Here is a 24,840-nt window from a genome sequence, read left to right as displayed (position 1 = left end):
CGAGGGCCCGGCGTGTCGCCCTCAGCCGTGCGGTGCGTCGCTGTCGGGGTACTGGAACACCTCGTCCAGCGGCACGCCGAACACCCTGGCGATCTGGAAGGCGACCTCGAGCGAAGGCGAGTAGCGGCCCTGCTCGATGGCGATGACGGTCTGGCGGGTCATCCCGATGCGGTCGGCCAGTTCGGCCTGGGTCATCTCGCCGTGGGCGAACCGCAGCGACCGGATCGAGTTGGTGACCTTGGTGGGTCTGGCCATGACCGCTCAGATGCCCCGGCGGTAGGCGACGATCTTGGCGATCGCCGACACGAGCGCGGCGAGGACGAAGGACAGGTACAGCGCCTGGGCGATCCAGAAGTGCTCGACCCGCGCCATCGCCAGGCCCAGCGGGACGACGGCGCCGATGCTCATGACGAAGAAGCCGACGCTGTCGCCGAAGCGGTTGATCTGCTGGTCGCGCTCGTCCTTGCGACCCGCCTCGTCCGGTCTGGCGATGGCGACGACGATGTTGAGCACGATGCCCGCCGCGATGGCCACTCCCACGGCGGTCAGCATCGGGCCCACGTAGGAGACGCTCGCGACGTCGGTCCCGGACAGCCGGGCGAGGACGACCGCGAAGTAGACCACCGGTACGCCGACCGCGACCCCGGCGTAGATCCACGCCCGCTTCTCCTCGGACGACATCCGCCCCCCGATGTCCAGGTTCTTTGACATCGCGAAGGTAAGGTGACGTCGACATCGTGTCAAGAACTCTGTACATGAGCCCGCGTCACCGCGGGGTTGCGGTGGCCTGCGGCTACTCGTCGACCGTGAGCACGACGACGCCCCGCTTGCGGCCGCTGCCGACGTGGCGATGAGCGTCGGCCGCCTGCGCGAGCGGCCACCGCCGGTCCACCACGGGCCTGATCTCCTCGGCGTCGGCGAGGGCGAGGAGCAGGGCCGTGTCGTGCGCCTTGTCGCGGGCGGACCGGAGGCCGGTGAACGCCAGCACGGCCGTGTGGCTCCCGAACCGGCGGGTCCACAGCGCCTGCAGCATCACCGGCAGTCCGGGCACGGTCGTGAGGTAGGTGCCACCGGGCCGCAGCGCGGGGCGGCATCGCCGGAACGAGCTCTTCCCCACGGCGTCGAAGACCACGTCGTACGCCTCGCGCCGTCCGGTGAAGTCCGTCCGGGTGTAGTCGATGGCCTCCGTGGCGCCCAGCGACCGCACGAGGTCGAGGTTGGCCGTGCTGCACACCCCCGTGACGTCGGCCCCGAGGTGCTTCGCGAGCTGCACGGCGGCCGTTCCGACCGCCCCCGAGGCGCCGTTGACGAGGACCCGCTGCCCGGGACCGACCTTCGCGTGATCGCGCAGGAACGGCAGCGCGGTGAGGCCACCCTCGACGACGGCGACGGCGTCGACGAAGGCCAGCGAGCCCGGGATCGGCACCACGGCCTCCGCCGGCAGGCGGGTGTACTCGGCGTGGCCGCCCATGGCGACACCCGCGACAGCGACCACCCGATCCCCCGGACCGAACCCGGTGACGCCCTCGCCGACGGCCGCCACCTCGCCGGCGACCTCGACTCCCAGCACGGGCCGGCGCGGGCGGATCAACCCGGTGGCGACGCGGGCGAAGAAGGGGTCGGCCGCGCGGAAGGCGCAGTCCGACGAGCTGACGGTGATCGCGTGGTTGCGGATGAGGACCTCGCCGCCGGCCGGGACCGGCCGCGGCAACCGCTCGAACCTGAGCACCTCGGGCGGGCCGTACCGGTGGTGGACGATCGCGGCCATGGTGGCCGGGGGACCGGCCGGCTTCTCGGACATGGCGTGCCTCTCCTGTGTTCGGACGCGTGGGAGCCGGTGGTCGCGCGGCGGTCCAGGCAGCGCGGCGGGCGTGCTCTCGACGTCGACGTCCTCGATGTCAAGAAAGCTTGACAGGACGAATGTATGCTTCGGCCGACATGGAGTCAATAAAGTTTGACTTCAGGGGTCCGAGCGGCAACCCGCGACGACGCGGACGGCGAGGCAGCCGCGTGCTACGGGACGGGTCGTCGGGCTGCTGGTCCGACCGAGGCGGCAGCGGGTGGGCCTGCGACTCAGGGAGCGTCGCGGGTGGGGTCGAGGAGGGCCCAGATGTCGGCGAGGCCGCGGAGGTGGTCGTCGTCGAGCCTGCCGAAGAAGAGCGCGCGCAGATCGCTGTGGTGCCGGCGGCGCGCCCGACGCGTCAGCGCCCGTCCGCTCCGGGTCAGGACCGCCTCGAAGCTGCGGCCGTCGACGGCCGACGGCCGCCGTTCGATCAGCCCGCGGTTCTGCAGGCGGTCGGCGAGGCGGGTGAACCCGCCGGTGGACATCAGCCGGCGCTGGGCGAGGTCGGACATGCGCATGCCCTTCGGGCCGGCCTCGTAGAGCAGGCTCAGCACGCTGTACTCGGCCATGCTCACGTCCAGCGGAGCGAGCCCCGCCGCGAGCGCGCGCCAGAGCCGCTCGTGGGTGTAGAGGAACCCCTCCCACGCCTGCTGCTCGAGGTCGCGCAGCTCGTCGGTCGCCATGGCCCGCACCGTATCCCGCTCCCGCGCGGGCGACCACCGGAATATCTGCCTGCGCAGACAAGTTAATCCGGACGTGGCGGCCACCGGGGTCGCCGAGGACGGACAGGGGACCGAGATGGCATTCGAGATCGGCATCATGACCTTCGGAGAGGTGACCGAGAACCCCGTCACCGGCGAGCTCTCCTCCCCGCGCCGGCGCGTCCGGGAGACGATCGAGCAGGCGGAACTCGCCGACGAGGTGGGCCTGGACGTGTTCGGGGTCGGCGAGCACCACCGCAGCGACTTCGTCGGATCCGCACCCACCATCCTGCTCGCGGCCGCGGCGGAGCGGACCAGGAACATCCGGCTGACCAGCTCGGTCACCGTGCTCGGCTCGGAGGACCCGGTCCGGGTCTGGGAGCAGTTCGCGACCATCGACCTGCTGTCGGCGGGCCGGGCGGAGATCATCGCGGGACGCGGCTCCTACACCGAGTCCTTCCCGCTGTTCGGCTACGACCTGCGTGACTACGCCGAGCTGTTCCGGGAGAAGCTCGACCTGCTGCTCGAGATCCGGGAGCAGAACCCGCTCACCTGGCGGGGACGCTTCCGCGCGCCGCTGGTCGAGGCCGACATCGCACCCCGCGCCGACGGCGCCACCATCCCGATCTGGGTGGGCGTCGGCGGATCGCCCGCCTCCGCGGTCAGCACCGGCCGGCTCGGCCTGCCCATGGCCCTCGCCCTGCTGCTCGGGCCGATGACCCACCACCGGCAGACCGTCGACCTCTACCGGGAAGCCGCCGCGGCCGCCGGGCACGACCCGGCGGCGCTGCCGATCAGCATCAACGCGCACGGCTACGTCGGGCGCACCAGCCGGCAGGCCAGGGACGTCATGTACCCGTACTTCGCGAAGGGCATGCTGGACAACAACCACCAGCGGGGCGCCGGGTTCCGGCTGTCCCGGCCCGCCTTCGACGCGCAGTCGACCCCGGGGGCGGGCCTGCTCGTCGGCAGCCCGCCGGAGATGATCGACAAGCTGCTCGCCTACCACGAGCTCTACGGCCTGGACCGCGCCCTCATCCAGATGGGCTTCGGCGGGATGCCGCAGAAGGACCACCTGGACGCGATCGAGCGGCTCGGCACCGAGGTGGCGCCGGTCGTGCGCCGCGAGATCGCCGCGCGGTCGGGGAGGGCGGCATGACCGCCACCCTGCCGGTCGCCGGCGCGGAACCGGACGCGGGGCCCGGCGGCGCCGTACTGCGCGTCGTCGTCGTCAACGGCAGCCCGAACGAGCCGTCCAAGACGATGGGCCTGGTCGCCGCCGTCCTGGACACGCTCGGCGGGATGGTTCCCGTCCAGGCCTCCCGCGTCGACGTCTACCGCCTCGGCCCCGGGTTCACCGGGGCCGTCGAGCGCGACGACATCACGCCCGGGACCGCGCCCGAGGTCGAGGAGGCGCTCCGGCTCGCCGAGCAGGCCGACCTGCTGATCGCGGCGACCCCGGTGTTCCGCGGCTCGTACCCGGGCATGTTCAAGCACTTCTTCGACCTCGTCGACCAGTACGCGCTGGCCGACAAGCTCGTCCTGCTGGTGGCGACCGGCGGGAGCGAGCGCCACACGCTGGCCCTGGACCACGCCCTGCGGCCGCTGTTCGCGTTCTTCCAGGCGCTGACCGTGCCCGTCGCGTTCTTCGCGGCCGCGGGCGACTTCGACGGCACGATCCTGCTCAACCCGCGCGTCTACGGGCGGATCGAGGTGGGGCTCACCGACGTGCTGGACCTGCTGCGGACCCGCGCGACCGGTGGGCGGGCGACCCCGCCCGCGTGACGGTCCCCCCGCCTCTCACGTCGTGCCGGTGGCGCGCGTAGGTGACGAAGGCCGCGCCGCTGTCGAGCACGGTGTGGCCGGTGAGCTCCCAGCTGCGCGGATCGAAGGCGGCCTCCTGCGAGAAGAGCGGGATGCCGGCGCCGATGGTCAGCGGGGCCATCTTGAGGATGAGCTGGTCGATCTCGCGGTACAGGGCACCGGCCAGTTCGGCGCCGCCGATCAGCCAGATGTCCTTGCCGTCCTCCTGCTTGAGCTGCCGCACCGTGGCTGCGGGATCGTCGGCGACGAGTTCGACGGCCGGGTCCGGGCTCTCGGTGAGCGTCCGGGAGAAGACCAGGTGACGCAGGTGCGGGAAGGCATCGGTGATGCCGGCCGCCAGGCCGATCCCGTAGGAGCGGCGTCCTTCCAGGACGGTGTCGAAGCGGGTGCCTTCCGCGGTGACCGACAGCGCCGCTCGGGCGGGAGCGGGCAGGGTCTCGGGGTACTCCGCCGCCAGGTGCCGGACGTAGTCCGCGGGGATCGGCCAGAAGCCGTCCGGACCGGTGGGGTCGGCGCCGTCCGGCCCCGCGATGAATCCGTCCAGCGTGGTGGCGACGTAGTACACGAGCTTTCGCACGCGAAGCTCTCCTTCCCGGGACGGCCCGATCCGATCGGCGGACCCCGACGACCGAGTCCTCCCGAATCAGACGGGAACGCCTGATGTACTCTGACTGCAGTGGTATGACCAACCGTAGTACTGCATCTGAAGTGGTGTCAACGCGTCGGCGGGAAGGCTCCTCATGCGGCAGAACCCGGCCCGGCGCACGGCGCTCCTGGACGCCGCCATCGAGGTACTGGCCAGGGAGGGCTCGCGCGGACTGACGTTGCGCGCGATCGACAAGGAGGCGGGCGTGCCGGTCGGCACCGCCTCGAACTACTTCGTCAACCGGGACGAGCTGCTGGGCCAGGTGATGCGACGCACCCGGGAGCGCCTCGCCCCGGACCCCGCGGCGCTGGCCGCGACGATGGAGCGGGCCCCGTCACGCGAGCTGGCCACCGAGCTGATGCGTCAGCTGCTGGCCCGGATGCGCGCCGACCGCGCCAGCAACCTGGCCATGCTGGAGCTGCGACAGGAAGCCACCCGACGCCCCGACCTGCACGCCGAGCTCAGCGGCTTCCTGTCGGCCGAGCACCAGGAGGTCATCGACCACCACCTGGACGCCGGGCTGCCCGGGGACCGCACCGGCGTCGCACTCATGTACTTCGCCATGCTCGGCATGATCGTGGACGATCTCACCATCCCCGCCGTCCTCGAGCCCTACTCCACCGACGAGCTGATCGAGCAGATGGTCGCCCGCCTCCTGACCCCGCACCCGCCGCAGGGCTCCTGACGTGGCCGCTGCTCGCCGAGCGGGATGCCCAGCCGAGTGCGCCGGAACGCGAGGACCACCTGTGGACGCAGATCGCGCGATTAGGCCTTCGCGCCGCGCCCGTCTGTACGTGTGAGATCGACTCACAGGAGGCTGGCACGATGCGGAAACTGATCTTCGGCATGAACCTGACCCTGGACGGCTACATCGCCACGACCGGCGACGACATCGGCTGGAGCGGGCCGCCGAGCGACGAGCTGTTCCAGTGGTGGCTCGACCAGGAGCGGGCGAGCGGCCTGACGCTGTACGGGCGCAAGCTGTGGGAGGCGATGAGCTCCTACTGGCCCACCGGCGACCAGCAGCCCGACGCCACCCCGGCGCGGATCGAGTTCGCGCGGAACTGGCGGGACACGCCGAAGGTCGTGTTCTCCTCGACGATCGACAAGGTCGACTGGAACACCCGCCTGGTCACCGGCGACGCGGTCGCCGAGATCACCCGGCTCAAGGCCGAGGACGGCGCCCCGATGAGCATCGGCGGCGCAACGCTCGCCGGGGCTGCCATGCGGGCCGGGCTGATCGACGAGTACGCCCTGGCCACCTACCCGGTCCTGGGGGGCGGCGGCACGCCGTTCTTCACGGCGCTGGACAGCTGGGTGAACCTGAACCTGGTGGAGACGCGGACGTTCCCCGGCGGCGTGGTGCTGACCCGGTACGAGACGAGGCGATGAGCACGGGCCACCTGCCCGGCCCGTGAGGCCCGGGTCGAGATCCTTCCTGACGCGCCCCGCCGGCGAACGCCGGCGGGGCGGTCGGCGATGGGGACTTGGATCAGAGTGTCGGGGGCAGGCCCAGCCATGGTTTGTCGGCGGCGTTGAATCCGGTGAGCTCGGCGATCCTCCCGTCGACGATGTGCAGGACATCGATGGCGAACAGCCGGTACACGGGCTGGTCGGGCGTGCGCAGGTACTCCACGACCGCAGGCATGCGGTTGACGGTCGTGACGATGCAGCGCCAGTCGTCGTATCCGGGCCCGCCGAACCCATTCGAGACCCAGGAGTCCAACGCGGACTCGGCGGTGACCCAGACGCCGGGGTCCGGCGGCATCGCGAAGCGCAGGTCCTCGCGCATGAGGGACAGGAGCCCATCGAGGTCGTTGCGCTCGTGGGCGTCCACCCACGCCTTCACCGTGGCGCGTTCGTCGTCCGACAGCTCGTGCGTAGCGGGGGTGCGCCAGTCGAGTCGGCGGTCGGGCAACTGCTCGCGCATCGTCACGCGCGCCCGCTGCAGGGCGCTGGTCACGGATGCGACGCTGAGCTCGAGCGCGTCCGCGGTCGTCGCCGCCGGCCAGCCGAGGACGTCGCGAAGGATCAGTGCCGCCCGCTGGCGCGGCGGCAGGTGCTGGACGGCGACGATGAACGCCAGCTCGATCGTCTCCCGCGCCACCGCCGATTCATGCGGGTCCTCGGGGAGCATCCGGTCCGGGTAGGGCTGCAGGTACCGCACCTCCGAGCCGGCGCCCGGCAGCTCGGCGGGCACGGGCGTGCGACGGTTGCGCTTCTCCAGGAAGTCGAGGCAGGCGTTCGTCGCGATCCGGTACAGCCAGGTCCGCAACGCAGCGCGCCCATCGAACGACTCCCGCTTGTTCCACGCTCGCAGGAACGTCTCCTGTGTCAGGTCCTGGGAGTCGTCGTAGTTCGCGAGCATCCGGTAGCAGTGCACCTGCAACGCACGCCGATGGCGCTCGGTCAGGAGCGCGAACCGCGCGGTATCGTCAGCGCGGGCCGTCGCGATGAACGTGGCCTCGTCGGCGCCCAGCAGGCTGGGGTCGGTCATGGTCGTCAATCCTTCCACCGGTGCGAGGGGCTACCGGAACCGACGACGTGGCGGACGATTTCTGATCGGTGGAGCCGATCTGGGTGTCGCTCCGGGTGACTGCTCCCACCGGTTCGTCGAGCGCACCAGGAATACTGCCGGTGTGCGGGATCGAGTCCGATCGATCGGACGGTGGGTGACCACCCGGCACCCGACGGCCTGGGACACGGCGATCGGCATCGCCTGCTTCTTCGCCACCATCGCCGGGCCGGGGGTGATCAGCGACAGCCGCCCGGTCGCCGTGGTGTGTGCCGCGGTGTCCGCTCTTCCGCTGGCCGCGCGCCGGCGGGCCCCCTTCACGGTGGCGCTGGTGTGCGGCGTCGGCTCGATCGGGCTGATGGCGGCGGCCGCGAACGTGGACTGGCCCTACGGTCAGATCGTCGCGACCTACACGGTCGCCGCGCACAGCCCGGATGCGGCCCGCTTCGTCGTGGGGGTCCTCACCGCCGCGGGTGTCCTCTACACGCAGCAGACCCTGGACAAGGCGCCAGGGTCGCTGCTCACTTCGGGCGGGGTGTTCCTGACGGCGTTCGCGCTCGGCGTCGGCGCCCAGGCGCGCCGCGACCGGATCGCGCTGCTGGAGGAGCGCGCGTTGCGCCACACCGAGGAACGCGAAGCGGCCGCCGCCCGTGAACGAGAGGCCATCGCCCGCGACATGCACGACATCCTGGCTCACTCGATCAGCCTCATCGCCGTGCAGGCGGAGGCCGGTCCGCTGCTCGTGCGCCAGGATCCGGATCGGGCCGGCCGGGCTTTCGACGCGATCTCCGAGACCGCGCACGACACGCTCGCCCAGTTGCGCCGCACGCTCGGCGTCCTGCGCGCCGGGCTCGGCGACCACGCCCCGCCGCCGGATCTGGCGGCCATCCCCGCGCTGGTCGAACGGGCCCGCGGCGCGGGTCTGACCGTCACGGTCGTCGAGCACGGCGAGCCGCGGACGGTCGTGCCCGAGGTCGCCGTCGCGACGTACCGGGTGGTGCAGGAGTCCTTGACCAACGCGGTGCGGCACGCCGCCGTGCGGATCGGGCTCGACTGGTCGCCGGCGCGGCTGCGGCTGGAGATCGCCGACGACGGCCGGGGCGACGGCGGAGGAACGGGCGGCCACGGCCTGATCGGCATGCGTGAGCTGGTCACGGCGTGCGCCGGCCGGTTCAGCGCGGGAAGTCCGCCGACCGCCCCCGGATTCGTCGTCACCGCCACCTTCCCCCTCGATGCCGCCGATGGGTGAGCAGCTCCGCGTGCTCGTCGCCGACGACCAGGCGCTGGTACGCGACGGGTTCTGCGTGATCCTGGACGCGCAGCCCGACATGACGGTCGTCGGGGAGGCCGGCGACGGGGAGGAGGCGATCCGGGCCGCTCTCGCGCTGCGTCCGCAGGTGGTGTTGATGGACGTGCGCATGCCGAACAGGAGCGGGATCGAAGCCACCGCCGAGATCTGCGCCGCCACCGACGCCCGAGTGCTGATGCTGACCACGTTCGACCTGGACGAGTACGTCTACGACGCGCTCCACGCCGGGGCCAGCGGCTTCCTGCTCAAGAACATGCGCCGGGCCGAGCTGGTCAACGCCGTCCGGACGGTCGCCGCGGGTGAGGCGCTGCTGGCTCCCAGCGTCACCCGCCGGCTGATCGCGGACATGGTGGGACGCGACACCCCGGCTCCGGGACCCGCCGGGCACCTGGTGACCGCGCTGGCGTCACTGACCGCACGCGAGACGGACACGTTGCGGCTGATCACGCAGGGGCTCTCGAACGCGGAGATCGCGACCCGGCTGCACGTCACCGAGAACACCGTCAAGACCCACATCAGCAAGGTGCTGACCAAGCTCGAGCTGCGCGATCGGGTGCAGGCGGTCGTCTTCGCGTACGAGTCGGGGCTGGTCGTGCCGGGACGTCATCCTCACGAGTGAGCCGGAGGACCATCCCCGACGGTGATCCGCGATGAGCGGCCCCGCCGAGAGGCTCACGCCATGTCGCCCCGCGTGTTCCTGGCACTCACCTACGGACTCAGCTGGGCCCTGTGGGCCGTCGCCCTCGCTCTCGGCGGCGACATCTCCGATCCGTTCGTCTACGGCCTCCACACCGTCGCGTTCTGCGGTCCGACGCTGGTCGCCTGGTCGCTCGCGCTCACCGGCCGGCCCGGCACGCGGCAGGCCCGGCTGTCCACCGCCACGCGCTGGCTGCCCGCGGCGGTGCTGATCGGGCTCGCTCCCGCGGTCGGCGCCGCGGTGCTGGCCCCGCTGTTCGGTGGCACCGGACTGGACCCGGGCCTGTTCGCCGACGCGGCGGCCCGGACCGGCGGGTGGCTGCCCTACGTCGGGCTCGCGCTGCTCACCGGCCCCCTGGCCGAGGAGTTCGGATGGCGCGGGTACCTCCAGCCGCTGCTGCGCCGCACGACGTCCGCCCGCCGCACGCCGTTCGTCCTCGGCCTGTTCTGGGCGCTCTGGCACGTGCCCCTGTTCTTCGTGGTCGGCATCCTGCAGCACGCGATGGGGCTGTTCACCGTGCAGGCGCTCGGCTTCTTCGTCGTGCTGGTGCTGCAGTCGGTGGGTCTGCTGTACGTGAGCGAACGGCTGCGCGGCGGCGTGCCCGCGGCCGTGCTCCTGCACCTCGTCCTCAACATGGCGATCGTGCTGGTGCCGCTGGACTCGATCGCGGTGGCGCTCGCGTACGTCGCCCTCCACGCACTGATCGCGCTGGCGCTGCTGCGCTTCGTCTCGCCACCCGGCAGCGCCACCGGGACGGCGAGGTGACCAGCTGGCGGGAGGACCGGCTGAAGTGCCGCGTCAGCGCCGATCCCCGGTTCCGTGCCCTGGTCGCGCGTGTGCTGGGGACGAGCCGGAGCCACCCGTCGATCATGGACACCTACTGGCGGTCGCACGTGCAGCCGCGGCGGGAGGCCACCCGCGCCCTGCTCGGACGCGCCCGCGACTCCGGCGCGCTCCCCGCGGACACCGACCTCGACGTGCTCATGGACACGATGGCCGGGGCCGCGCTCTACCGGCTCATGCAGCCCGACGACCTCGACGCCGGCGGGATGCGCCGCTACCTCGAGACGCTCTACCGACAGATCGGCCTGCTCACCCGGTAGCGGTGCCGCGGCGCTCGACCCGCCGCGGCGACCCGACCGCCGCCGCTGTGGGTTCTCATCTCGCGTGGCATGGACGCTATTGCGCGGTGGCGGGGTAGTCGCGCAGGAACTCGGCGATCGTGGTGGGCTCGCGGCCCAACAGCCTCTCGAGGTCACCGGGCTGGTCGTCCCATTCGCCGCCGTTGATGGCGTGTACCCAGCTCAGCACGAACTCGGCGACGGGTCCCGGCAGACCGCCGGCGACGATGTGCTCGAGGTACTCCTCGTCCGACAGCGGCACGTAGTGGACGGCGGTGCCGCGAATCTCCGAGAGGATCTCGGCGACATCGGAGAACGAGACCGCCGGAGCTCCGTGCAGGGCGTAGGTCTTGCCCTCGTGACCGGGGTCGGTCAGGACCACGGCCTGGGCCTCGGCGAGGTCCTCACGCGACGCCGAAGCGACCTTGCCGTCTCCGGCCGGGACGCGAACGCCGGACTCGAACGCGTTGTCTCCGATGTAGCCCTGCAAGCTCTCGATGTACGGCGGATGGCCGAGGATCGTGGACCGAAGGTCCGATGCCTCCAGCGCCTTGATGGTGAAGGTGTCGGGCTCGGTGACCTGCGGCAGCTCGAACTCAGAGCCAGCCTTGCGGATGATCGGCGTGTAGACGAGGTGCTTGACGCCGGCCTCCTCCGCTGCGGCGATCACGTTGGCGTGCTGGGTGCTGCGGTCGGTGAAGGCATGGGTGGGAACCAGCAGCACCTTCTCGACGCCCGCGAAGGCGCGCGTCAGCGAGTCGTAGTCGAAGTAGTCACCGCGTCGTCACCGGCGACGGCGGCGGTCACGTGGTCGCGGATCGCCGCGTCCAGCGCGGCGGTCGCGGTCGGGTCGAGCGGGTCGGGTCGGGCGAGGGCCTGCTGCATGACGTCGGCGAGCAGGGCGGGTGCCTCGTCGTCGGGCAGCCGCAGCGGCCCGGTGATCAGCGGCGCGGTTAGGAAATGGCCGTGGAAGACCGAGCTGAGCACGGCGACCACCTCGGGCAGGGTGCGGTCGGCGCGGACCAGGCCGGCCGCCTGCAACCGGACGATCAGGGAGAGGGTGCCGTCGCGGGGCATCCGGTCGCGCTCCGCGCCGTCGCGCACCAGGGGGGCCAGCAGCCTGCCCAGCACCTCGCGGTCGTTCAGCAGCAGGGCGGTCATCAGCCGGTGCCGCTGGTAGGCGCGCACCTGCGCGGCGAACAGGGCACGCAGGTCGACCACCCCCTCGACGCCGTTGATCTCGTCGAGGACGTGGCGGTGCATGGCGGCGCGCTGGTGGCGCAGCACGGCGACGAACAGCGCTTCGCGGGCGCCCCAGCGCTGGTAGAGCGTGCTCTTCGACACCCCGGCTGCCCTCGCCACGTCGTCGAGGGTGGTGCGGTCGTAGCCGCGTTCCAGCAGCAGCTCGGCGGCGGCGGCGAGGATCGCCGCCCCGTCGACGTCCGCCCGGCCCCTCGGTGACACGCGCGCCTCCCCGTACACCGTGACTAGAAAGAGTTATCTGGTCACGGCGTACACACTACCCCCTCGCCGATGGTTGGGGAACGGGGTCGGAGTCGGATTCCCGTCGGCGGCGACCCTCGTCCGGGTGTCGCCGGCGACCGTCTGGAGTCGGCGGATACGCCGGTCGGGGGTCGACGTAGGCTTCTCGCGCGGTAGAGGAGGGCCGGATGGACGAGCGCGAGCTGGCCGGACTGCGCGACCGGGTGCACTCCCTGCGCCGGGACGCGTGGGCGATGGTCGAGGACGACGAGCTGTACGACCCCGAGGGCGCCCTGCCGATGGCGGAGCGGGCCGGGGCCGCGCTGCGCACGATGGAACGGGCCCTGGCCGCGCTGCCCGAGCCGCACGGGGTGCCGCGCGAGGCCGCCCGCTGGCTGCGCTGGGAGCGCGCCGAGACCAGCTACCACGTCGCCGATCTCATCGAGCGGTGGTCGCCCGACGTCCCGCACGCCCACGAGCGCGCGCTGGCCGCCGCCACGGCGGCGTTCGAGGTGTTCCGCGGCTGGGACCTCCGCGCCGCGACGCACGCCCTGCGGCTGATGAGCGTGATGGCGGCGCGGGTGGGCCGGGCCCGGGAGGCGGTCGGCTGGGTCCTGGAGTTCCGCGGCACCGTCCCCGCCGACGTCGCCCCGCGCTGGTTCCTCCCGACGTGCGAGCGGATGCTGCGCGACCTCCGGGACGAGCACCTGGTGGACAGCCCGGCGGTGTGAGCGCCGCGGGTCAGCGACCGCGCAGGAGGGCCGCGGTGGCGTCCTGGTGGTTGTGCTCGGCCCAGTCCAGCGGGGTGGCGTCGAACCGGGTGTCGCGGCGGGCAGGGTCGGCGCCCAGCTCCAGCAGCAGGTCGACCATCGCCGCGTCCCCGGCGTGAGCGGCCTGGTGCAGCGGGGTGGCGTCGCCCGCCGGGTGCAGGTCGAAGCCGAGCTCCGCGAGCAGCCGCACGGCCTCGCGCCTGCCGACCTCGGCGGCGGTCCGCACGGCGTCCGGGCGACGGGCCCTGGCCGCCGCCAGAAGCGGCGCGTCGGCGGCCAGCGCGGTCGCCCGGTTTCCGGCCAGGAGCGCCGTGAGCAGGTCGTCGACGGGATCGGTGGGCGGCACGGTCGCGCCCGCCGCCCGCAGCAACTCCGCGACGCGCAGGTTGCCGCGCGCGATCGCCAGCCGGTACGGGGTCGCGCCGTGCCTGATCGGGTGGCGGGTGCCCAGGCCGTCCGGGTGGGCGCCGGCGTCCAGCGCCAGCCGGGCCCACTCCGGCCGGTCGTGCTCGGCGGCGACCGACAGCTGGTCCTCCAGCAGCGCCCGCGGCGCGCCCTGCGCGCGCAGCAGGGCGTGCCAGGGACCGCCGCCCTCGCGGCCGAGCCCGAACTCGATCAGCAGCCGCAGGTGGGCGTCGTCCGGGCCGAACTGGCGGTTGTAGAGGGCCTGGGCGTCGTTCGGGTCGGCGCCCGCCTCCAGCAGCAGCCGGGCCAGCGCCGCGGCGTGCCGGTGCGGAGGTTGGTTGGCGCCGTCCTCGCCGCCGCCGAACGCCCCGGTGAGCGCGGTGAACGCGCAGATGCCGCCCCACAGGTAGCCCGAGTCCGGGTCGGCGCCGTGGCGCAGCAGCAGCCGGGCGACCCCGAGCGGGTCGGCGCCGGGCGCGTCGATCCGGGAGTAGGCCAGGTACAGCAGCGGCACCCAGTCGAACGGCCCGCCGGACCGCGTGGCCGCGGCGGGGTCGGCGGCCAGCAGCCGTTCGGTGGCGGGCAGGTCGCCGGTGGCGGCCGCGGCGTGGATCGACGCGCCGCCCAGCGCCGGGTCGGCGGCCAGCATCGCGGTGGCGCGGGCGTGGTCGAGCAGGCTGTCGCCGCCGTAGCGCAGGCAGCCCAGCCGCAGCAGCTCGGTGGCCGGGTCGGGCGCGGTGCCGTCGGGGGCGGGGACCTTGTGCGGCGAGCGGGTGCGCGCGGCCACCGCGTCGAGGTGGCGGCGCAGGTCGGGCCAGCTGGTGAAGCCGTAGGCGCGGGCCAGCGCGAGCTGGGCGTCGGCCAGCCGCGGGGCGGCAGGCGCGCGCGGGTGGTGCTCGGCGAGCAGCGTGACGGCCTGCTCGTCGCCGGCCCGCACCTTGCGCAGCAGCGCGCGGGCCTGCCCGCGGAGGTGCTCGAGGCTCGGGTCCTCGGGGAAGTGCAGCATCGGCATGGCGGGCCTCCGGTCCGTGAGCCCGGGCGTCCGCATGCGCGGGCCGGACGGGAGAACCGGTGCGGCCGTGCTGACCTGCGACAGGTGGGCTGCGCCCTTCCCGCGGACCGGGGGCGACCTGCGCGCCGGCGCCGACGCTACCGCCCGGCCGCGCCGCTGACCAGCCACCCGGGTCGAGGGAGTGGGACGCGTCCCGCTCGGCCCGCCTCACCGCCGCGCAGAGTTCCCTCCCACCGCCGCCCCGGAGTTCAGGAAAGCCACGATGCTGCCCTGTGCGGGCAGCATCGTGGCTTTCCTGAACCGTGGTGAGGGGGTCAGAGGGCGGGGAGGACGCGGGTGGCCTCCCAGGACCGGGTGACCTCGGTGAAGCCGCGGCGGGCGTACCACTGCCGGGGCCAGCCGTCGGCCTCGGCCTGCAGGACCAGCAGGTCGCAGCCGGCCGCGGCGGCCAGGGCCCGGGCCGTGCGCAGCAGCGCGTCGCCGTGCCCGCGGCGGCGGTGGGCCGGGTCGGTGGCCACGGCGTCGATGAGCGCGGTCCCGCCGTCGATCTTGAGCACGCACGCCGCCACCGGCACGAACCGCGCGAACACCGCCAGGTAGCGCAGGTCGACCACGGGTTCCTCGGCCGAGTACCGGGCGGCCAGCTGGGCGATCTCGGGGGCGGTGATGCCCGGGTGGGTGCGCCGCCAGTTCGCCGCCCAGAACGAGGTCAACCGCACCCGGGCCACCTGCTCGGCCCACCCCGCACCGGGGACGGGCTCGATCGGCTCCCCGACCGGCGCGGCCATCCCGATCAGCTGCTCCACCGCCCACCCGCGCCGGGCCAGCCCGGCCGCGGTGGTGGCCAGGTGGTCGCCGGCGAGCCGTGCGCGCCGGTGCCGCAGTCCGGCTCCGCCGAGCACCCGGTCGGTCTCGGCGATCACCTGCGCGGTGTCGACCTCGCCGTCGATCAGCAGCGCGTTGTGCTGGTAGGAGGCCGGGTAGGCGTCGGTGAGCACCGCGGTGCCGCCGACGACGGGCAGCTCCTGGGTGGCCGCGCGACGCAGCAGCGACGGCTCCAGCGTGCTCAACCGCCCGGCAGGCGACTGGCGGGGCAGCCGCGGCGGCTCGAAGCGCCCGTCGGGACCGGGCCGGTAGGGGAGCACGGCCGTCACCGCACCCAACGGGATCGATCCGTAGGCGTGCGGGAAGAGCATCGACGCGGGATCGGTCGGCAACCCCGGCTCGTAGCGGACCTCGACACCGAGCCGGTCGGGGTCGAGCACCAGCAACCACAAGTCGGGCCGGCCGGGGAACATCCGGCTCGCCGGCAGGTGGACCTGCTCGGGCGTCGACAGGTGCACGAACCCGACCTGGGCGAGCGACGGCGGAGCCAGCACACCCGCGGCGACGGCGGCCCGCCACTGCTCGATCGTCACCAGGTGCAGCAGCGGTTCGGACACCCGCAGATCATCCCCACCCCACCCCGATCGATGAGCCCTCGGCCCCCGCCCCGCTCCTCGACGGCCACCCGCCCCGACCCGCGCACGAGAGCGACTTTCGTCCGACCGGGTGGGACGAGAGCAACTCTCGTCCCGCCTGGCGGGGCGCTTCCGCATCGATCCACATTGGATCGCCGAGCGCCGCCCCGCCCCGAGCGGCCCGGCCCTCTCGCGCACCGCGCACCGGAGCGAGTGGCGCACTCGCCCAACCACACGGGCCCACCGCACCATTCGCTCGCTCCGGTCAGGACGAGAGTGGCTCTCGACCCGCCAGACGCAACGAGAGTCGCTCTCGTCCGGCGCAGCGGGACGAAAGCCACTCTCGTCCCCCTGGCTGGGCGAAAGTGACTCTCGTCCAGCCAGGCCGGGCGAAAGCCACTCCCGCTCGACCGATGCGGCGCGCAGCGCCGTGAGGCGAGCCAGGCGATGCGGCGCGCAGCGCCACTCCTCTCCGGACCCCTGCTCGATCTGAGGTCGCCCGCCGCGTAGGTGCCGCCGGAGGCGCTCTCCACCCCGCCAGTGATCCACGCCGCTCGTCCGAGGCTGGGCACGCCGCCCGGCAACGTTCCTGCCCAGTGAGGGCGTCCGCGCCCGTGCGCTCCAAGGAGAAGAGCGCGTCGAAGAGAGGGTGAAGAGCGCCTCCGGCGGGCCTCGGCTCGAGCAGGGGGCACTTCTCCGGGGGACCGGCGGGGGCAGAGATGGCTGGTGTCCGGCGGGGTCTCAGGGCACCGCGCGCACCGTGTGGCCACCGCGCACATGTCGTGACGTGTGCGCGGCGGCGGCTAGGTGTGCGCGGTGGACGAGAGTCGTTTCGTCCCGCTGCGCGGGACGGGAGTGCGTCCGCCTCGCGGGTCGGCCGTCCACGACCGGCCGCCGCCCCTCCGGTCGGGCGGGTTCGGACGAGCGCGGCGGCGGGGGAGTCTTGTATCTGGCACCCGGTGCCATTTAGCGTCGGGGGGTTCGCGCAGCCGACGTGAGGAGTCGCTTATGGCCGCCACCCCGCAGAACCAGTCCGCGCCCGCGGAGCCGGTCGTCGAGGAGACCCTGGTCGAGGAGGTCTCGATCGACGGCATGTGCGGCGTCTACTGACCCGGCGCGGAACCCGTTGACTGATTCGACCGACGCCGGTCCCGTCCCCGCGGCGGGACCGGCGTTCGAACCCGCCACCGCGTTCGACCCGGACCGCGCCTTCCGGTGCAGCCCGCAGGTCTCGCTGCGCCCCGAGCCGTTCGGTGCGCTCGTCTACCACTTCGGCACCCGCAAGCTGTCGTTCCTGAAGACGCCGCAGCTGCTGGCCGTGGTCTCCGGGTTGGAGCGGCACCCCACGGTGCACGCCGCCATCGACGCCGCGGGCGTGGAGCCCGCGCAACGCCCCGCCTACCTGAAGGCACTGGCCGGCCTGGCCGCGAACGGGACCATCGAGGAGCGTCCGTGAAGCTTGTCGAGCACTTCCAGTACGGCCTGAACTCCCCCATCTGCCTGACCTGGGAGCTCACCTACGCCTGCAACCTGGCCTGCGTGCACTGCCTGTCGTCGTCGGGCCGGCGCGACCCTCGTGAGCTCTCCACGGCCGAGGCGAAGCACGTGGTGGACGAGCTGCAGAGGATGCAGGTCTTCTACATCAACATCGGCGGTGGTGAGCCGACAGTGCGGCCGGACTTCTGGGAGCTGCTCGACTACTCGATCGACCACCAGGTCGGGGTCAAGTTCTCCACCAACGGCATCAAGCTCGACAAGCAGCGCGCGGCGCAGTTGGCCCGCACCGACTACGTCGACGTGCAGATCTCCCTCGACGGCGCCACCGCCGAGATCAACGACCACGTCCGCGGCCCCGGCTCCTACGCCACCGCGATGCGCGCGCTGGAGAACCTGGCCGAGGCCGGCTTCGGCCAGCCCAAGATCAGCGTGGTGATGACCCGGCAGAACGTCGACCAGCTCGACGAGTTCGCCGCCATCGCCGCCAAGTTCGACGCCCAGCTGCGGATCACCCGGCTGCGCCCGTCCGGTCGCGGCGCCGACGTGTGGGACGAGCTGCACCCCACCGCCGCCCAGCAGCGCCAGCTCTACGACTGGCTGGTCAGCCACGGCGACCAGGTGCTGACCGGCGACTCCTTCTTCCACCTCTCCGCCTACGGCGAGGCCCTGCCCGGGCTGAACCTGTGCGGGGCGGGCCGGGTGGTGTGCCTGATCGACCCGGTCGGCGACGTCTACGCCTGCCCGTTCGCGATCCACGAGAACTTCCTGGCCGGCAACGTCCGCGACGAGGGCGGCTTCCAGCGGGTGTGGCAGCACTCGGAGCTGTTCACCGAGCTGCGCCGGCCGCAGACCGGCGGGGCGTGCCGCTCGTGCGGGTTCTACGACTCCTGCCAGGGCGGGTGCATGGCGGCCAAGTTCTTCACCGGCCTCCCGCTCGACGGCCCCGACCCGGAGTGCGTGCGCGGGTTCGGCGAGCAGGCGTTGGCCGCGCGCGACGGTTCGACCGCGATCCCGAAGTCCGACGTCGACCACTCCCGGTCGGCGCCGCGCAACTCGCGCGGCCGCGGTCCGGTCCCGCTCACCCTGACCACCCGTCCGGACAGCGCTCCCCTCGACGGTGCCCGTCCCGACCGCGCCTGCGACGCGAGCCCGCTGGCCGTCGGCGCCGACTCGCCGCTGACCCCCGCCTCCGCCCGAGCCTGACCGAACAGTCGTGGGTCGCGGTCCTCATCCACGACCGCTGACCAGCGAGGTCGTCCTGCGGGGGCGGACGGCGCCCAGTCGCGTGCTGTTCGGCCCGCACGAGACGAACCTCGGGCGCGGGCGGCGGTTCTCCGACCGGCACGTCGCCTACTACGGGCGCCGGGCCGCCGGGGGCGCGGGCGTGCTCGTCACCGAGGTCGCGTCGGTGCACGAGTCCGACTGGCCCTACGAGCGCGCCCCGCTGGCCGCGGAGGGCTGGGGCGACGTGCTCGGGGCCTGCCGGCCGCACGGGGCGCTGGTGCTGGCCGGGCTCGGGCACGCCGGCGGGCAGGGTTGCTCGGCGCACCGGCGCGAGGCGCTGTGGGCGCCCTCGCCGGTGCAGGACGTCGTCACGCGCGAGGTGCCGATGGCCGTCGAGCAGCCCGAGATCGACGCGCTGGTGGCCGGGTTCGGCGCGGCCGCCGCGCTGGCCGCGGCCGCCGACCTGGACGGCGTGGAGGTCGACGCGGGCGAGTTCTCGATCCTGCGCCAGTTCCTGTCCGGGCTGACCAACCGCCGCACCGACGGCTACGGCACCGACCGCACCCGGCTGCTGCGCGAGGTGCTGGCCGCCGTGCGCGCGGGCCTGGGCGAGGACCGGATCATCGGGCTGCGGCTGAGCTGCGACGAGCTGGCCCCGTGGGGCGGGATCACCCCGCCGGACGGCGTCGTGATCGCCGCCGCCGTGTCCGGTGCCGTCGACTACCTGGTGCCGGTGCGCGGCGGGGCGATGGCCGCGTCCCGCCCCGACCTGCACGTCGAGCCCGGGTTCGGCACGCGCCTGTGCGCCGCGGTGCGGCGGGCGGCCGGGGTGGCGACGGTGCTGCAGGGCAGCGTGGTCGAACCCGTCGCCGCGGGGGCCGCACTCGACGCCGGGGTGGCCGACCTGGTCGAGATGACCCGCGCCCAGATCGCCGACCCCGACCTCGTCGCGCACGTGCGCGCCGGCCACCCCGAGCGGGTGCGCCCCTGCACGCTGTCCAACCGGCGCACCGCCGTGCGCGACCCGCGCAACCCGCTCGTCACCGACGACGCCGAACCGAGCGCGGGCCACGAGCTGGACGACGACTGGCCGCCCCCGACCGATCCCCGGCCACGTGCGGCGCTGGTCGTGGGCGGGGGGCCCGCGGGCCTGGAGGCGGCCCGCACCCTCGCCCTGCGCGGGCACTGGGTGCGGCTGGTCGAGCGGGCGCCGGTGCTGGGCGGGGCGCTGCGGTGGGCGGCCGTGGTGCACGGGCGCGGCCGGATGGGCGTGCTGGTGCCGTGGTGGGCCGCCGAGCTGCACCGGCTCGGCGTGCGGGTGGAGCTGGGCGCGGAGATCACGGCGGACGACCTGGACGCGGCCGAGCGGGCCGGGATCGCCGTCGTGCTGGCCACCGGGTCGCGGCCGGCGCCGCCGGCGTTCCGGTCGGACCGGCCGGTCGTCGCGGCGGGGGAGTTCGAGGCCGCCGTGCTGGCCGCGGGCTCGACGCCGGCCGCGCTCGCCGCGCTCGCCGGGGACGCGCCCGAGTTCAGGAAAGCCACGTTCCCGAACCCTGCGGGCAGCATCGTGGCTTTCCTGGAGCCGGGGGTGGGGCGGGGCGGCGTCGAGGGGGGCGGCGCGGTGCTGGTGCTCGACCCGGTCGGCGACGGCACCGGCGTCGGGATCGCCGAGCAGGTCGCGGCGGCCGGGCCGCCGACCGTGCTGGTCACCCCCGACCAGGTCGCCGGCACGCAGCTCGCCCGCACCGGCGACCTCGCCCCCGCCAACGCCCGGCTCGCCCGGGCCGGCGTCGTCCGCGAGCTGCGGTCGACGCTGCGCGAGGTCGCCGACGGCCGGGCGGTGCTGGAGCACGTCTGGACCGACGAGCGCCGCACCCTCGACTGCGCCCTGGTCATCGACTGCGGGCACCGCCTCCCCGCCGACGCCCTGTGGCGCGCCCGCCCGCGGCTGGCCCGCGCCGGCGACTGCGTGGCGCCCCGCACGCTGCACGAGGCCGTCCTCGAGGGCCGCCGCGCGGCGGCCCTCGCCGTGCGGGCGTGAGGCTCGCCGAACCGCTGCGGGTCGGCCCGCTGCGGCTGCGCAACCGGGTGGTGTTCGCCGCGCACCTGACCAACGCCGCCGTCGACGGCGTGGTCACCGACCAGCACGTCGCCTACTACGCGGCCCGGGCCGCGGGCGGGGCCGGACTGGTGATCACCGAGGAGCACTCGGTGCACCCGGGCGACCACCCCTACGAGAAGCTGATCCGGGGCTGGGACCCCGCGGTCGTGCCCGGCTACCGGCGCCTCACCGCCGCCGTCCACGCGCACGGCGCGCCGGTGCTCGCCCAGCTCAACCACAACGGCGGGCAGTCCAGCGGGATGTACTCCCGGGAACCTGTGTGGGCGCCGTCGCCGGTGCCCGACCCGATGTTCCGCGAGGTGCCACAGGAGATCACCACCGCCGGGATCGCCGAGCTGGTCGCGGGCTACGCGACCGTCGCGCGGCACTGCGTCGCGGGCGGGTTCGACGGCGTCGAGCTGCAGTGCTCGCACGCCTCGATCCTGCGCCAGTTCCTCTCCCCGCTGACCAACCACCGAACCGACAGCCACGGCGGCGCCCTGGAGGACCGCGTCCGGGTGGTCCGCGAGGCGCTGGTCGCGGTGCGCGCGGAGGTCGGGCCCGACCGGGTGGTCGGCGTGCGGCTGTGCGGCGACGAGGGCCTGCCCGGCGGCACGCCGCTCGCGGAGATGGTGCGCACCGCGCAACTGCTCGAACCGCACGTCGACTACGTCAACACCTCGATCGGCGTGGCCACCGCGACCCTGCACCTCATCGAGGCGTCGATGCACGTCGAGCCCGGGTACGCGCTGTTCATCCCGTCCGCGGTGCGCCGCGCGGTGTCGGTGCCGGTGGTCGGGGTGGGGCGGTTCACCACGCCGGCGCACGCCGAGCGCGCCCTCGCCGAGGGCCACTGCGACCTGGTCGGCGTCGTCCGCGGCCAGATCGCCGACCCCACCTTCGCCTCCGCCCTCCCGCCCCCCGCCCCCGCCCCCGCCCCGCCCGGATGTCAGCAAAGCCACCATCAGGACACCAGGCGTCCTGATGGTGGCTTTCCTGACACGGGGGCAGCGGGGGCGGGGCGAGCTGTCGCGGCCGAACAGCTCAGCGGGCAGGCGTGCATCGGGTGCAACCAGGAGTGCGTCGGGCGGGTCGGGCTCAACCGCGGCCTGCAGTGCGCGGTGAACCCGCGCGCCGGACGGGAGGCCGTTGCGGTGCCGGCGCCGACCCGGTCGAAGCGGGTGCTGGTGGTCGGCGGCGGGCCCGGCGGGCTGCGGGCCGCGGCCACCGCGGCCGAAGGCGGGCACCGGGTGCTGCTGTGCGAGGGCTCGTCCGCGATGGGCGGGCAGGTCGCGCTGGCCGCCGTCGCGCCGGGGCGGGCCGAGCTGGGGCACCTCGTCCGCGACCTGCTGGCCCGCTGCCGGGCCCTCGGCGTCGAGGTCCGGACCGGCTGCCCGGTCGACGAGGCCGTCGTGCGGCGGGAGGCGCCGGACGCCGTCGTGCTGGCCACCGGGGCCACCCCGGGTCGCCCGGAGTGGGCGCGGGGCGCGAATCGGGTGGTCGACGTCCGGGACGTGCTCGCCGGGCGGGTGGCGCCCACCGGCTCGGTGCTCGTGCACGACGAGCTCGGCGGCCACGCCGCGACCTCGGTCGCCGAGCTGCTCGCCGACCGTGGATGCGCGGTCACGATCAGCACCCCGGCCATGGTCGTGGCCCAGGACCTGGGCACGACCCTGGACATGGAGCTGTTCCACCGCCGCGCGCACCGGGCCGGCATCGCCCTGGTCACCGACCGCGTGGTGCTCGCCGCGACCGCGCGCCCCGGCGGGGTCGCCGTCCGGGTGCTGGAGCACACGACCGGCGCGGTCGCCGAGGTCGCGCCCGACTGGGTCGTCACCGCCGTGCCGGCCGAGCCCCGCGACGAGCTGTGGCCCCCGCTGCGCGACCGGCCCGGCCCCGCCGTGCACCGCGTAGGCGACTGCCTGGCCCCCCGGCTCGCCGCGGACGCCGTCCGCGACGGGCACCGCGTCGGGCTCGCCGTGTGAGCGCCCGCAGTCGGGGTCGGGAGCGGCCGATCGGGGTCACCCGTCGGGAACGGCGCACACCCGATCTGCCACTCGGTGACCGCTCGCTGCTCCGGTGCGGCGATCGGGCGTCGTCGGCGTTGGTGACGGCGTCCGCGCTCGCTACGGTTCGATCGTGCCCCGCCGCTGTACCCACACCCGAACCGCCGCACCGCGCCCCGCTCCGGCGGGGGCTCGATGACCGGCAGGCTGGGCGAGCGCACCTGGGTCGAGCTGGACGGCCCGGCACCGCGCACCGTCCTGGTCCCGGTCGGCTCGCTCGAGCAGCACGGCCCGCACCTGCCGCTGGACACCGACGCCCGCATCGCGTCGGCGGTGGCGCGCCGCGCCGCCGAGGGCGACCCGTCGGTGCTGCTGGCCCCGCCGCTGGCCTACGGCGCCTCCGGGGAGCACGAGGGCTTTCCGGGCACGCTGTCCATCGGCCACGACGCGCTGCGCGCGGTGCTGGTGGAGCTGGGCCGCTCGGCCGCGGCGTGGGCGTCGCGGCTGGTGTTCGTCAACGGCCACGGCGGCAACCTGCCCACCGTGCCCGCGGCCGTGGGCACCCTGCGCCACGAGGGCCGCGACGTGGCCTGGTTCGGCTGCGGCGTGCCCGGCGGCGACGCGCACGCCGGCCACACCGAGACCTCGATCCTGCTCGAGCTCGACCCGTCCGTCGTGCGCACCGGCGCGGCGCAGCCCGGCAACACCGCCCCGCTGCGCGAGCTGCTCCCCGCGCTGCGCAGAGGCGGGGTGACCGCGGTCAGCCGCAACGGCGTGCTCGGCGACCCGACCGGGGCCAGCGCCGTCCAGGGCCGCAGCCTGCTCGACGAGATGGCCGCCGCCCTGCGCGCCGGGCTGGCCGGCTGGGAACCGGACGAGAACGGCCGCCTCTGACCGGCCGTCCTGGCCGCTAGGAGGGGCCGCTGAGCAGCAGCGGGACCAGCTGCTCGGCCGGGGTCAGCGAGCCGTGCTGACCGGGCATGCCGGAGATCACCGGCTCGGCCTCCGACCGGGTGACCGCCGCCGTGCCGCGGGTGGCGACGACGATGTCGCCGATGCGCTCGGTGGTGCGCTCGGCGACCGGGCCGAACCAGTTGCGGGCCACGGCCTCCGCGCGCGGCAGCACCCACGCCGAGTCGCCGAGCACCTCGCGCCAGATGGCGAGCACGTCGGCCTCGGCCCCCGCGCGCGTGTAGACGTGGCGGGCCCGCGGGTCGCCGCCGAGCAGCAGCACGCCGCGGCGCAGGTCGGTGTGCCGGTCGAAGTCGAAGCGCCGGTCGACCTCGACCATCCCGTGGTCGCCGGTGATCGCCAGCAGCGCCCCGGAGGGCAGGTCCTCGGCGATCCGCGCGGCCAGCCGGTCGACCTGGGCCAGCTGCATCCGCCACGGCAGGCTGCCCGGCCCGTAGAGGTGGCCGAGCCCGTCGAGCTCGGAGTGGTAGCCGTAGCAGAGCTGGCGGCCGGGCCGCTCGACCGCGGTGACCACCTCGGCGGCCAGGTCGCCAAGCGCGAACGTGCCGCGGAACCGGCCCCCGCGCAGGGCGGCCCTGGTCAGGCCCGAGCCGCGGAACTGGCGCTGCGACACCACCGTGACCGCCACCCCGGCCGCCGTCGCCCGCTCGAACGCCGTGGGCAGCGACTGCACCTCCTCGGGCGGGTGCTCCTCGCGCCGGTCGACGTTGTCGGCGGTGCCGTGCGTGGTCCAGCGCAGGCTGTCGAGCAGCTCGTCACCGGTGCGGAAGCTGATCCCGACCACGCCGTGCGCGCCCGGCGGGGTGCCGGTGCCCAGCGAGACCAGGCTGATCGAGGTGCTGGACGGGAAGCCCGCGGTGAGCGGCCCGGCGTCGGGGAGCCCGGCCAGGAACGGCGCGTCCTCGGCGAAGCGGCGCAGCAGGTCGGCGCCGAGCCCGTCGATCAGCAGCAGCGCGAGCGCCCGGACGGGCGGCAGGACCACCTCCGACGGCCCCCCGGCCCCGGGTTCGGTCGGCACGCCGAGCGCGGCGAGGGCCGCGGGCAGCACCTCGGCCAGGGACTTCCGCCCGTAGCGCGGCAGCAGGGGCTCCTCGTGCAGGCCGGCGGCGGGACTCACCCCCGCAGCCTGGCAGATCGCCCCCCTCCACCGCGCGTCCGAGCCCTTTCCCGCCCGCCCGCCCCGGTTCAGGAAAGCCACGATGCTGCCCGCAGAGGGCGGCATCGTGGCTTTCCTGAACTTCGGGGGAGGGGGTCG

Annotated in this window: 26 protein-coding genes; 15 read left to right on the top strand and 11 right to left on the bottom strand. The window is 74.3% G+C overall.

Annotation, left to right across the window (positions count from 1 at the left end):
- Positions 1–21 precede the first annotated feature (21 nt).
- The 4 genes from KDL28_RS17675 to KDL28_RS17660 form a co-directional block, all read right to left on the bottom strand.
- Positions 22–255: a helix-turn-helix transcriptional regulator gene (locus KDL28_RS17675; RefSeq protein ID WP_252439968.1), complete on the bottom strand. Its 234-nt coding sequence runs from the start codon at positions 253–255 to the stop codon at positions 22–24.
- A 6-nt stretch (positions 256–261) separates the two neighbouring features.
- Positions 262–711: a hypothetical protein gene (locus KDL28_RS17670; RefSeq protein ID WP_252439966.1), complete on the bottom strand. Its 450-nt coding sequence runs from the start codon at positions 709–711 to the stop codon at positions 262–264.
- 82 nt (positions 712–793) lie between these two features.
- Positions 794–1,801: an NAD(P)-dependent alcohol dehydrogenase gene (locus KDL28_RS17665; RefSeq protein ID WP_252439964.1), complete on the bottom strand. Its 1,008-nt coding sequence runs from the start codon at positions 1,799–1,801 to the stop codon at positions 794–796.
- A 272-nt stretch (positions 1,802–2,073) separates the two neighbouring features.
- Positions 2,074–2,526: a MarR family winged helix-turn-helix transcriptional regulator gene (locus KDL28_RS17660; protein ID WP_252439962.1), complete on the bottom strand. Its 453-nt coding sequence runs from the start codon at positions 2,524–2,526 to the stop codon at positions 2,074–2,076.
- Between KDL28_RS17660 and KDL28_RS17655 the strand changes: the two genes are divergently transcribed.
- Together KDL28_RS17655 and KDL28_RS17650 are read left to right on the top strand one after the other, a co-directional pair.
- Positions 2,525–3,703, top strand: a complete 1,179-nt coding sequence (locus KDL28_RS17655) for an LLM class flavin-dependent oxidoreductase (protein ID WP_252439960.1) — start codon at positions 2,525–2,527, stop codon at positions 3,701–3,703. The genes KDL28_RS17660 and KDL28_RS17655 overlap by 2 nt on opposite strands.
- Entirely contained in the window at positions 3,700–4,329 is a 630-nt protein-coding gene (locus tag KDL28_RS17650; RefSeq protein WP_252439958.1) for an NAD(P)H-dependent oxidoreductase, read from the top strand. Before KDL28_RS17655 ends, KDL28_RS17650 begins: the two co-directional genes overlap by 4 nt.
- On the opposite strand, the gene KDL28_RS17645 is transcribed toward KDL28_RS17650, so the two are convergent.
- Positions 4,265–4,945: a dihydrofolate reductase family protein gene (locus KDL28_RS17645; protein WP_252439956.1), complete on the bottom strand. Its 681-nt coding sequence runs from the start codon at positions 4,943–4,945 to the stop codon at positions 4,265–4,267. The two genes, KDL28_RS17650 and KDL28_RS17645, sit on opposite strands and share 65 nt — an antisense overlap.
- A gap of 163 nt (positions 4,946–5,108) precedes the next feature.
- On the opposite strand from KDL28_RS17645, the gene KDL28_RS17640 reads away from it, so the two are divergent.
- Entirely contained in the window at positions 5,109–5,699 is a 591-nt protein-coding gene (locus KDL28_RS17640) for a TetR/AcrR family transcriptional regulator (protein ID WP_252439954.1), read from the top strand.
- A gap of 140 nt (positions 5,700–5,839) precedes the next feature.
- Positions 5,840–6,406: a dihydrofolate reductase family protein gene (locus tag KDL28_RS17635; RefSeq protein WP_252439952.1), complete on the top strand. Its 567-nt coding sequence runs from the start codon at positions 5,840–5,842 to the stop codon at positions 6,404–6,406.
- A gap of 100 nt (positions 6,407–6,506) precedes the next feature.
- Here KDL28_RS17635 and KDL28_RS17630 read toward each other — a convergent pair whose 3' ends face one another.
- The gene (locus KDL28_RS17630) at positions 6,507–7,511 is read right to left on the bottom strand and encodes an RNA polymerase subunit sigma-70 (protein WP_252439950.1); all 1,005 of its coding nucleotides are present in this window, start codon (positions 7,509–7,511) and stop codon (positions 6,507–6,509) included.
- Between KDL28_RS17630 and KDL28_RS17625 the strand changes: the two genes are divergently transcribed.
- Genes KDL28_RS17625 through KDL28_RS17610 form a run of 4 tightly spaced genes read left to right on the top strand, consistent with a single transcriptional unit; the run spans position 7,510 to position 10,638 of the window.
- Complete coding sequence (locus tag KDL28_RS17625) at positions 7,510–8,778, top strand: sensor histidine kinase (protein ID WP_252439948.1); 1,269 nt, start codon at positions 7,510–7,512, stop codon at positions 8,776–8,778. The genes KDL28_RS17630 and KDL28_RS17625 overlap by 2 nt on opposite strands.
- Positions 8,771–9,457, top strand: coding sequence for a response regulator (locus KDL28_RS17620; RefSeq protein WP_252439946.1), 687 nt, complete (start codon positions 8,771–8,773; stop codon positions 9,455–9,457). Before KDL28_RS17625 ends, KDL28_RS17620 begins: the two co-directional genes overlap by 8 nt.
- Before the next feature lie 60 nt (positions 9,458–9,517).
- On the top strand, positions 9,518–10,300 hold the full coding sequence (locus tag KDL28_RS17615; protein WP_252439944.1) for a CPBP family intramembrane glutamic endopeptidase: 783 nt from the start codon (positions 9,518–9,520) through the stop codon (positions 10,298–10,300).
- Entirely contained in the window at positions 10,297–10,638 is a 342-nt protein-coding gene (locus KDL28_RS17610; RefSeq protein WP_252439942.1) for a TetR-like C-terminal domain-containing protein, read from the top strand. The genes KDL28_RS17615 and KDL28_RS17610 overlap by 4 nt, the downstream gene beginning before the upstream one ends.
- A 76-nt stretch (positions 10,639–10,714) precedes the next feature.
- Here KDL28_RS17610 and KDL28_RS17605 read toward each other — a convergent pair whose 3' ends face one another.
- Both KDL28_RS17605 and KDL28_RS17600 read right to left on the bottom strand, forming a co-directional pair.
- A complete protein-coding gene (locus KDL28_RS17605; protein WP_252439940.1) occupies positions 10,715–11,380 on the bottom strand; it encodes an NmrA family NAD(P)-binding protein in 666 nt (221 codons plus the stop codon).
- 26 nt (positions 11,381–11,406) lie between these two features.
- Positions 11,407–12,120 (bottom strand): TetR/AcrR family transcriptional regulator, encoded by a 714-nt coding sequence (locus KDL28_RS17600; RefSeq protein WP_252439938.1) that lies wholly within the window; start codon positions 12,118–12,120, stop codon positions 11,407–11,409.
- 206 nt (positions 12,121–12,326) lie between these two features.
- Here KDL28_RS17600 and KDL28_RS17595 point away from each other — a divergent pair, with 206 nt between their 5' ends.
- A complete protein-coding gene (locus KDL28_RS17595) occupies positions 12,327–12,869 on the top strand; it encodes a hypothetical protein (protein ID WP_252439936.1) in 543 nt (180 codons plus the stop codon).
- Between the two features lie 10 nt (positions 12,870–12,879).
- Here the strand turns inward: KDL28_RS17595 and KDL28_RS17590 are convergent, their stop codons facing one another.
- Complete coding sequence (locus tag KDL28_RS17590) at positions 12,880–14,325, bottom strand: ankyrin repeat domain-containing protein (RefSeq protein ID WP_252439934.1); 1,446 nt, start codon at positions 14,323–14,325, stop codon at positions 12,880–12,882.
- Between the two features lie 314 nt (positions 14,326–14,639).
- Entirely contained in the window at positions 14,640–15,767 is a 1,128-nt protein-coding gene (locus tag KDL28_RS17585; RefSeq protein WP_252439932.1) for a GNAT family N-acetyltransferase, read from the bottom strand.
- Positions 15,768–16,793: 1,026 nt separating this feature from the next.
- On the opposite strand from KDL28_RS17585, the gene mftA reads away from it, so the two are divergent.
- From mftA to mftE, 6 genes are all read left to right on the top strand, one after another.
- The gene (gene mftA, locus KDL28_RS17580) at positions 16,794–16,895 is read left to right on the top strand and encodes a mycofactocin precursor MftA (protein ID WP_214403288.1); all 102 of its coding nucleotides are present in this window, start codon (positions 16,794–16,796) and stop codon (positions 16,893–16,895) included.
- 16 nt (positions 16,896–16,911) lie between these two features.
- Positions 16,912–17,241: a mycofactocin biosynthesis chaperone MftB gene (gene mftB, locus KDL28_RS17575; RefSeq protein ID WP_252439930.1), complete on the top strand. Its 330-nt coding sequence runs from the start codon at positions 16,912–16,914 to the stop codon at positions 17,239–17,241.
- Positions 17,238–18,485, top strand: a complete 1,248-nt coding sequence (mftC, locus tag KDL28_RS17570; protein WP_252439928.1) for a mycofactocin radical SAM maturase — start codon at positions 17,238–17,240, stop codon at positions 18,483–18,485. Before mftB ends, mftC begins: the two co-directional genes overlap by 4 nt.
- Before the next feature lie 10 nt (positions 18,486–18,495).
- Positions 18,496–20,547 (top strand): mycofactocin system FadH/OYE family oxidoreductase 1, encoded by a 2,052-nt coding sequence (locus KDL28_RS17565; protein WP_252439926.1) that lies wholly within the window; start codon positions 18,496–18,498, stop codon positions 20,545–20,547.
- A complete protein-coding gene (locus KDL28_RS17560) occupies positions 20,544–22,592 on the top strand; it encodes a mycofactocin system FadH/OYE family oxidoreductase 2 (protein ID WP_252439924.1) in 2,049 nt (682 codons plus the stop codon). The genes KDL28_RS17565 and KDL28_RS17560 overlap by 4 nt, the downstream gene beginning before the upstream one ends.
- Positions 22,593–22,808: 216 nt before the next feature.
- On the top strand, positions 22,809–23,507 hold the full coding sequence (gene mftE / locus KDL28_RS17555; protein WP_252439922.1) for a mycofactocin biosynthesis peptidyl-dipeptidase MftE: 699 nt from the start codon (positions 22,809–22,811) through the stop codon (positions 23,505–23,507).
- Between the two features lie 16 nt (positions 23,508–23,523).
- Here mftE and KDL28_RS17550 read toward each other — a convergent pair whose 3' ends face one another.
- The gene (locus KDL28_RS17550) at positions 23,524–24,702 is read right to left on the bottom strand and encodes an alkaline phosphatase family protein (protein ID WP_252439920.1); all 1,179 of its coding nucleotides are present in this window, start codon (positions 24,700–24,702) and stop codon (positions 23,524–23,526) included.
- Between the last annotated feature and the right edge of the window lie 138 nt (positions 24,703–24,840).

This window comes from Pseudonocardia humida (genome assembly GCF_023898865.1).
Taxonomy (GTDB): domain Bacteria; phylum Actinomycetota; class Actinomycetes; order Mycobacteriales; family Pseudonocardiaceae; genus Pseudonocardia; species Pseudonocardia humida.
Note: the sequence above shows the minus strand (reverse complement) of the source record. Positions and strands in the feature narration are given on the sequence as shown.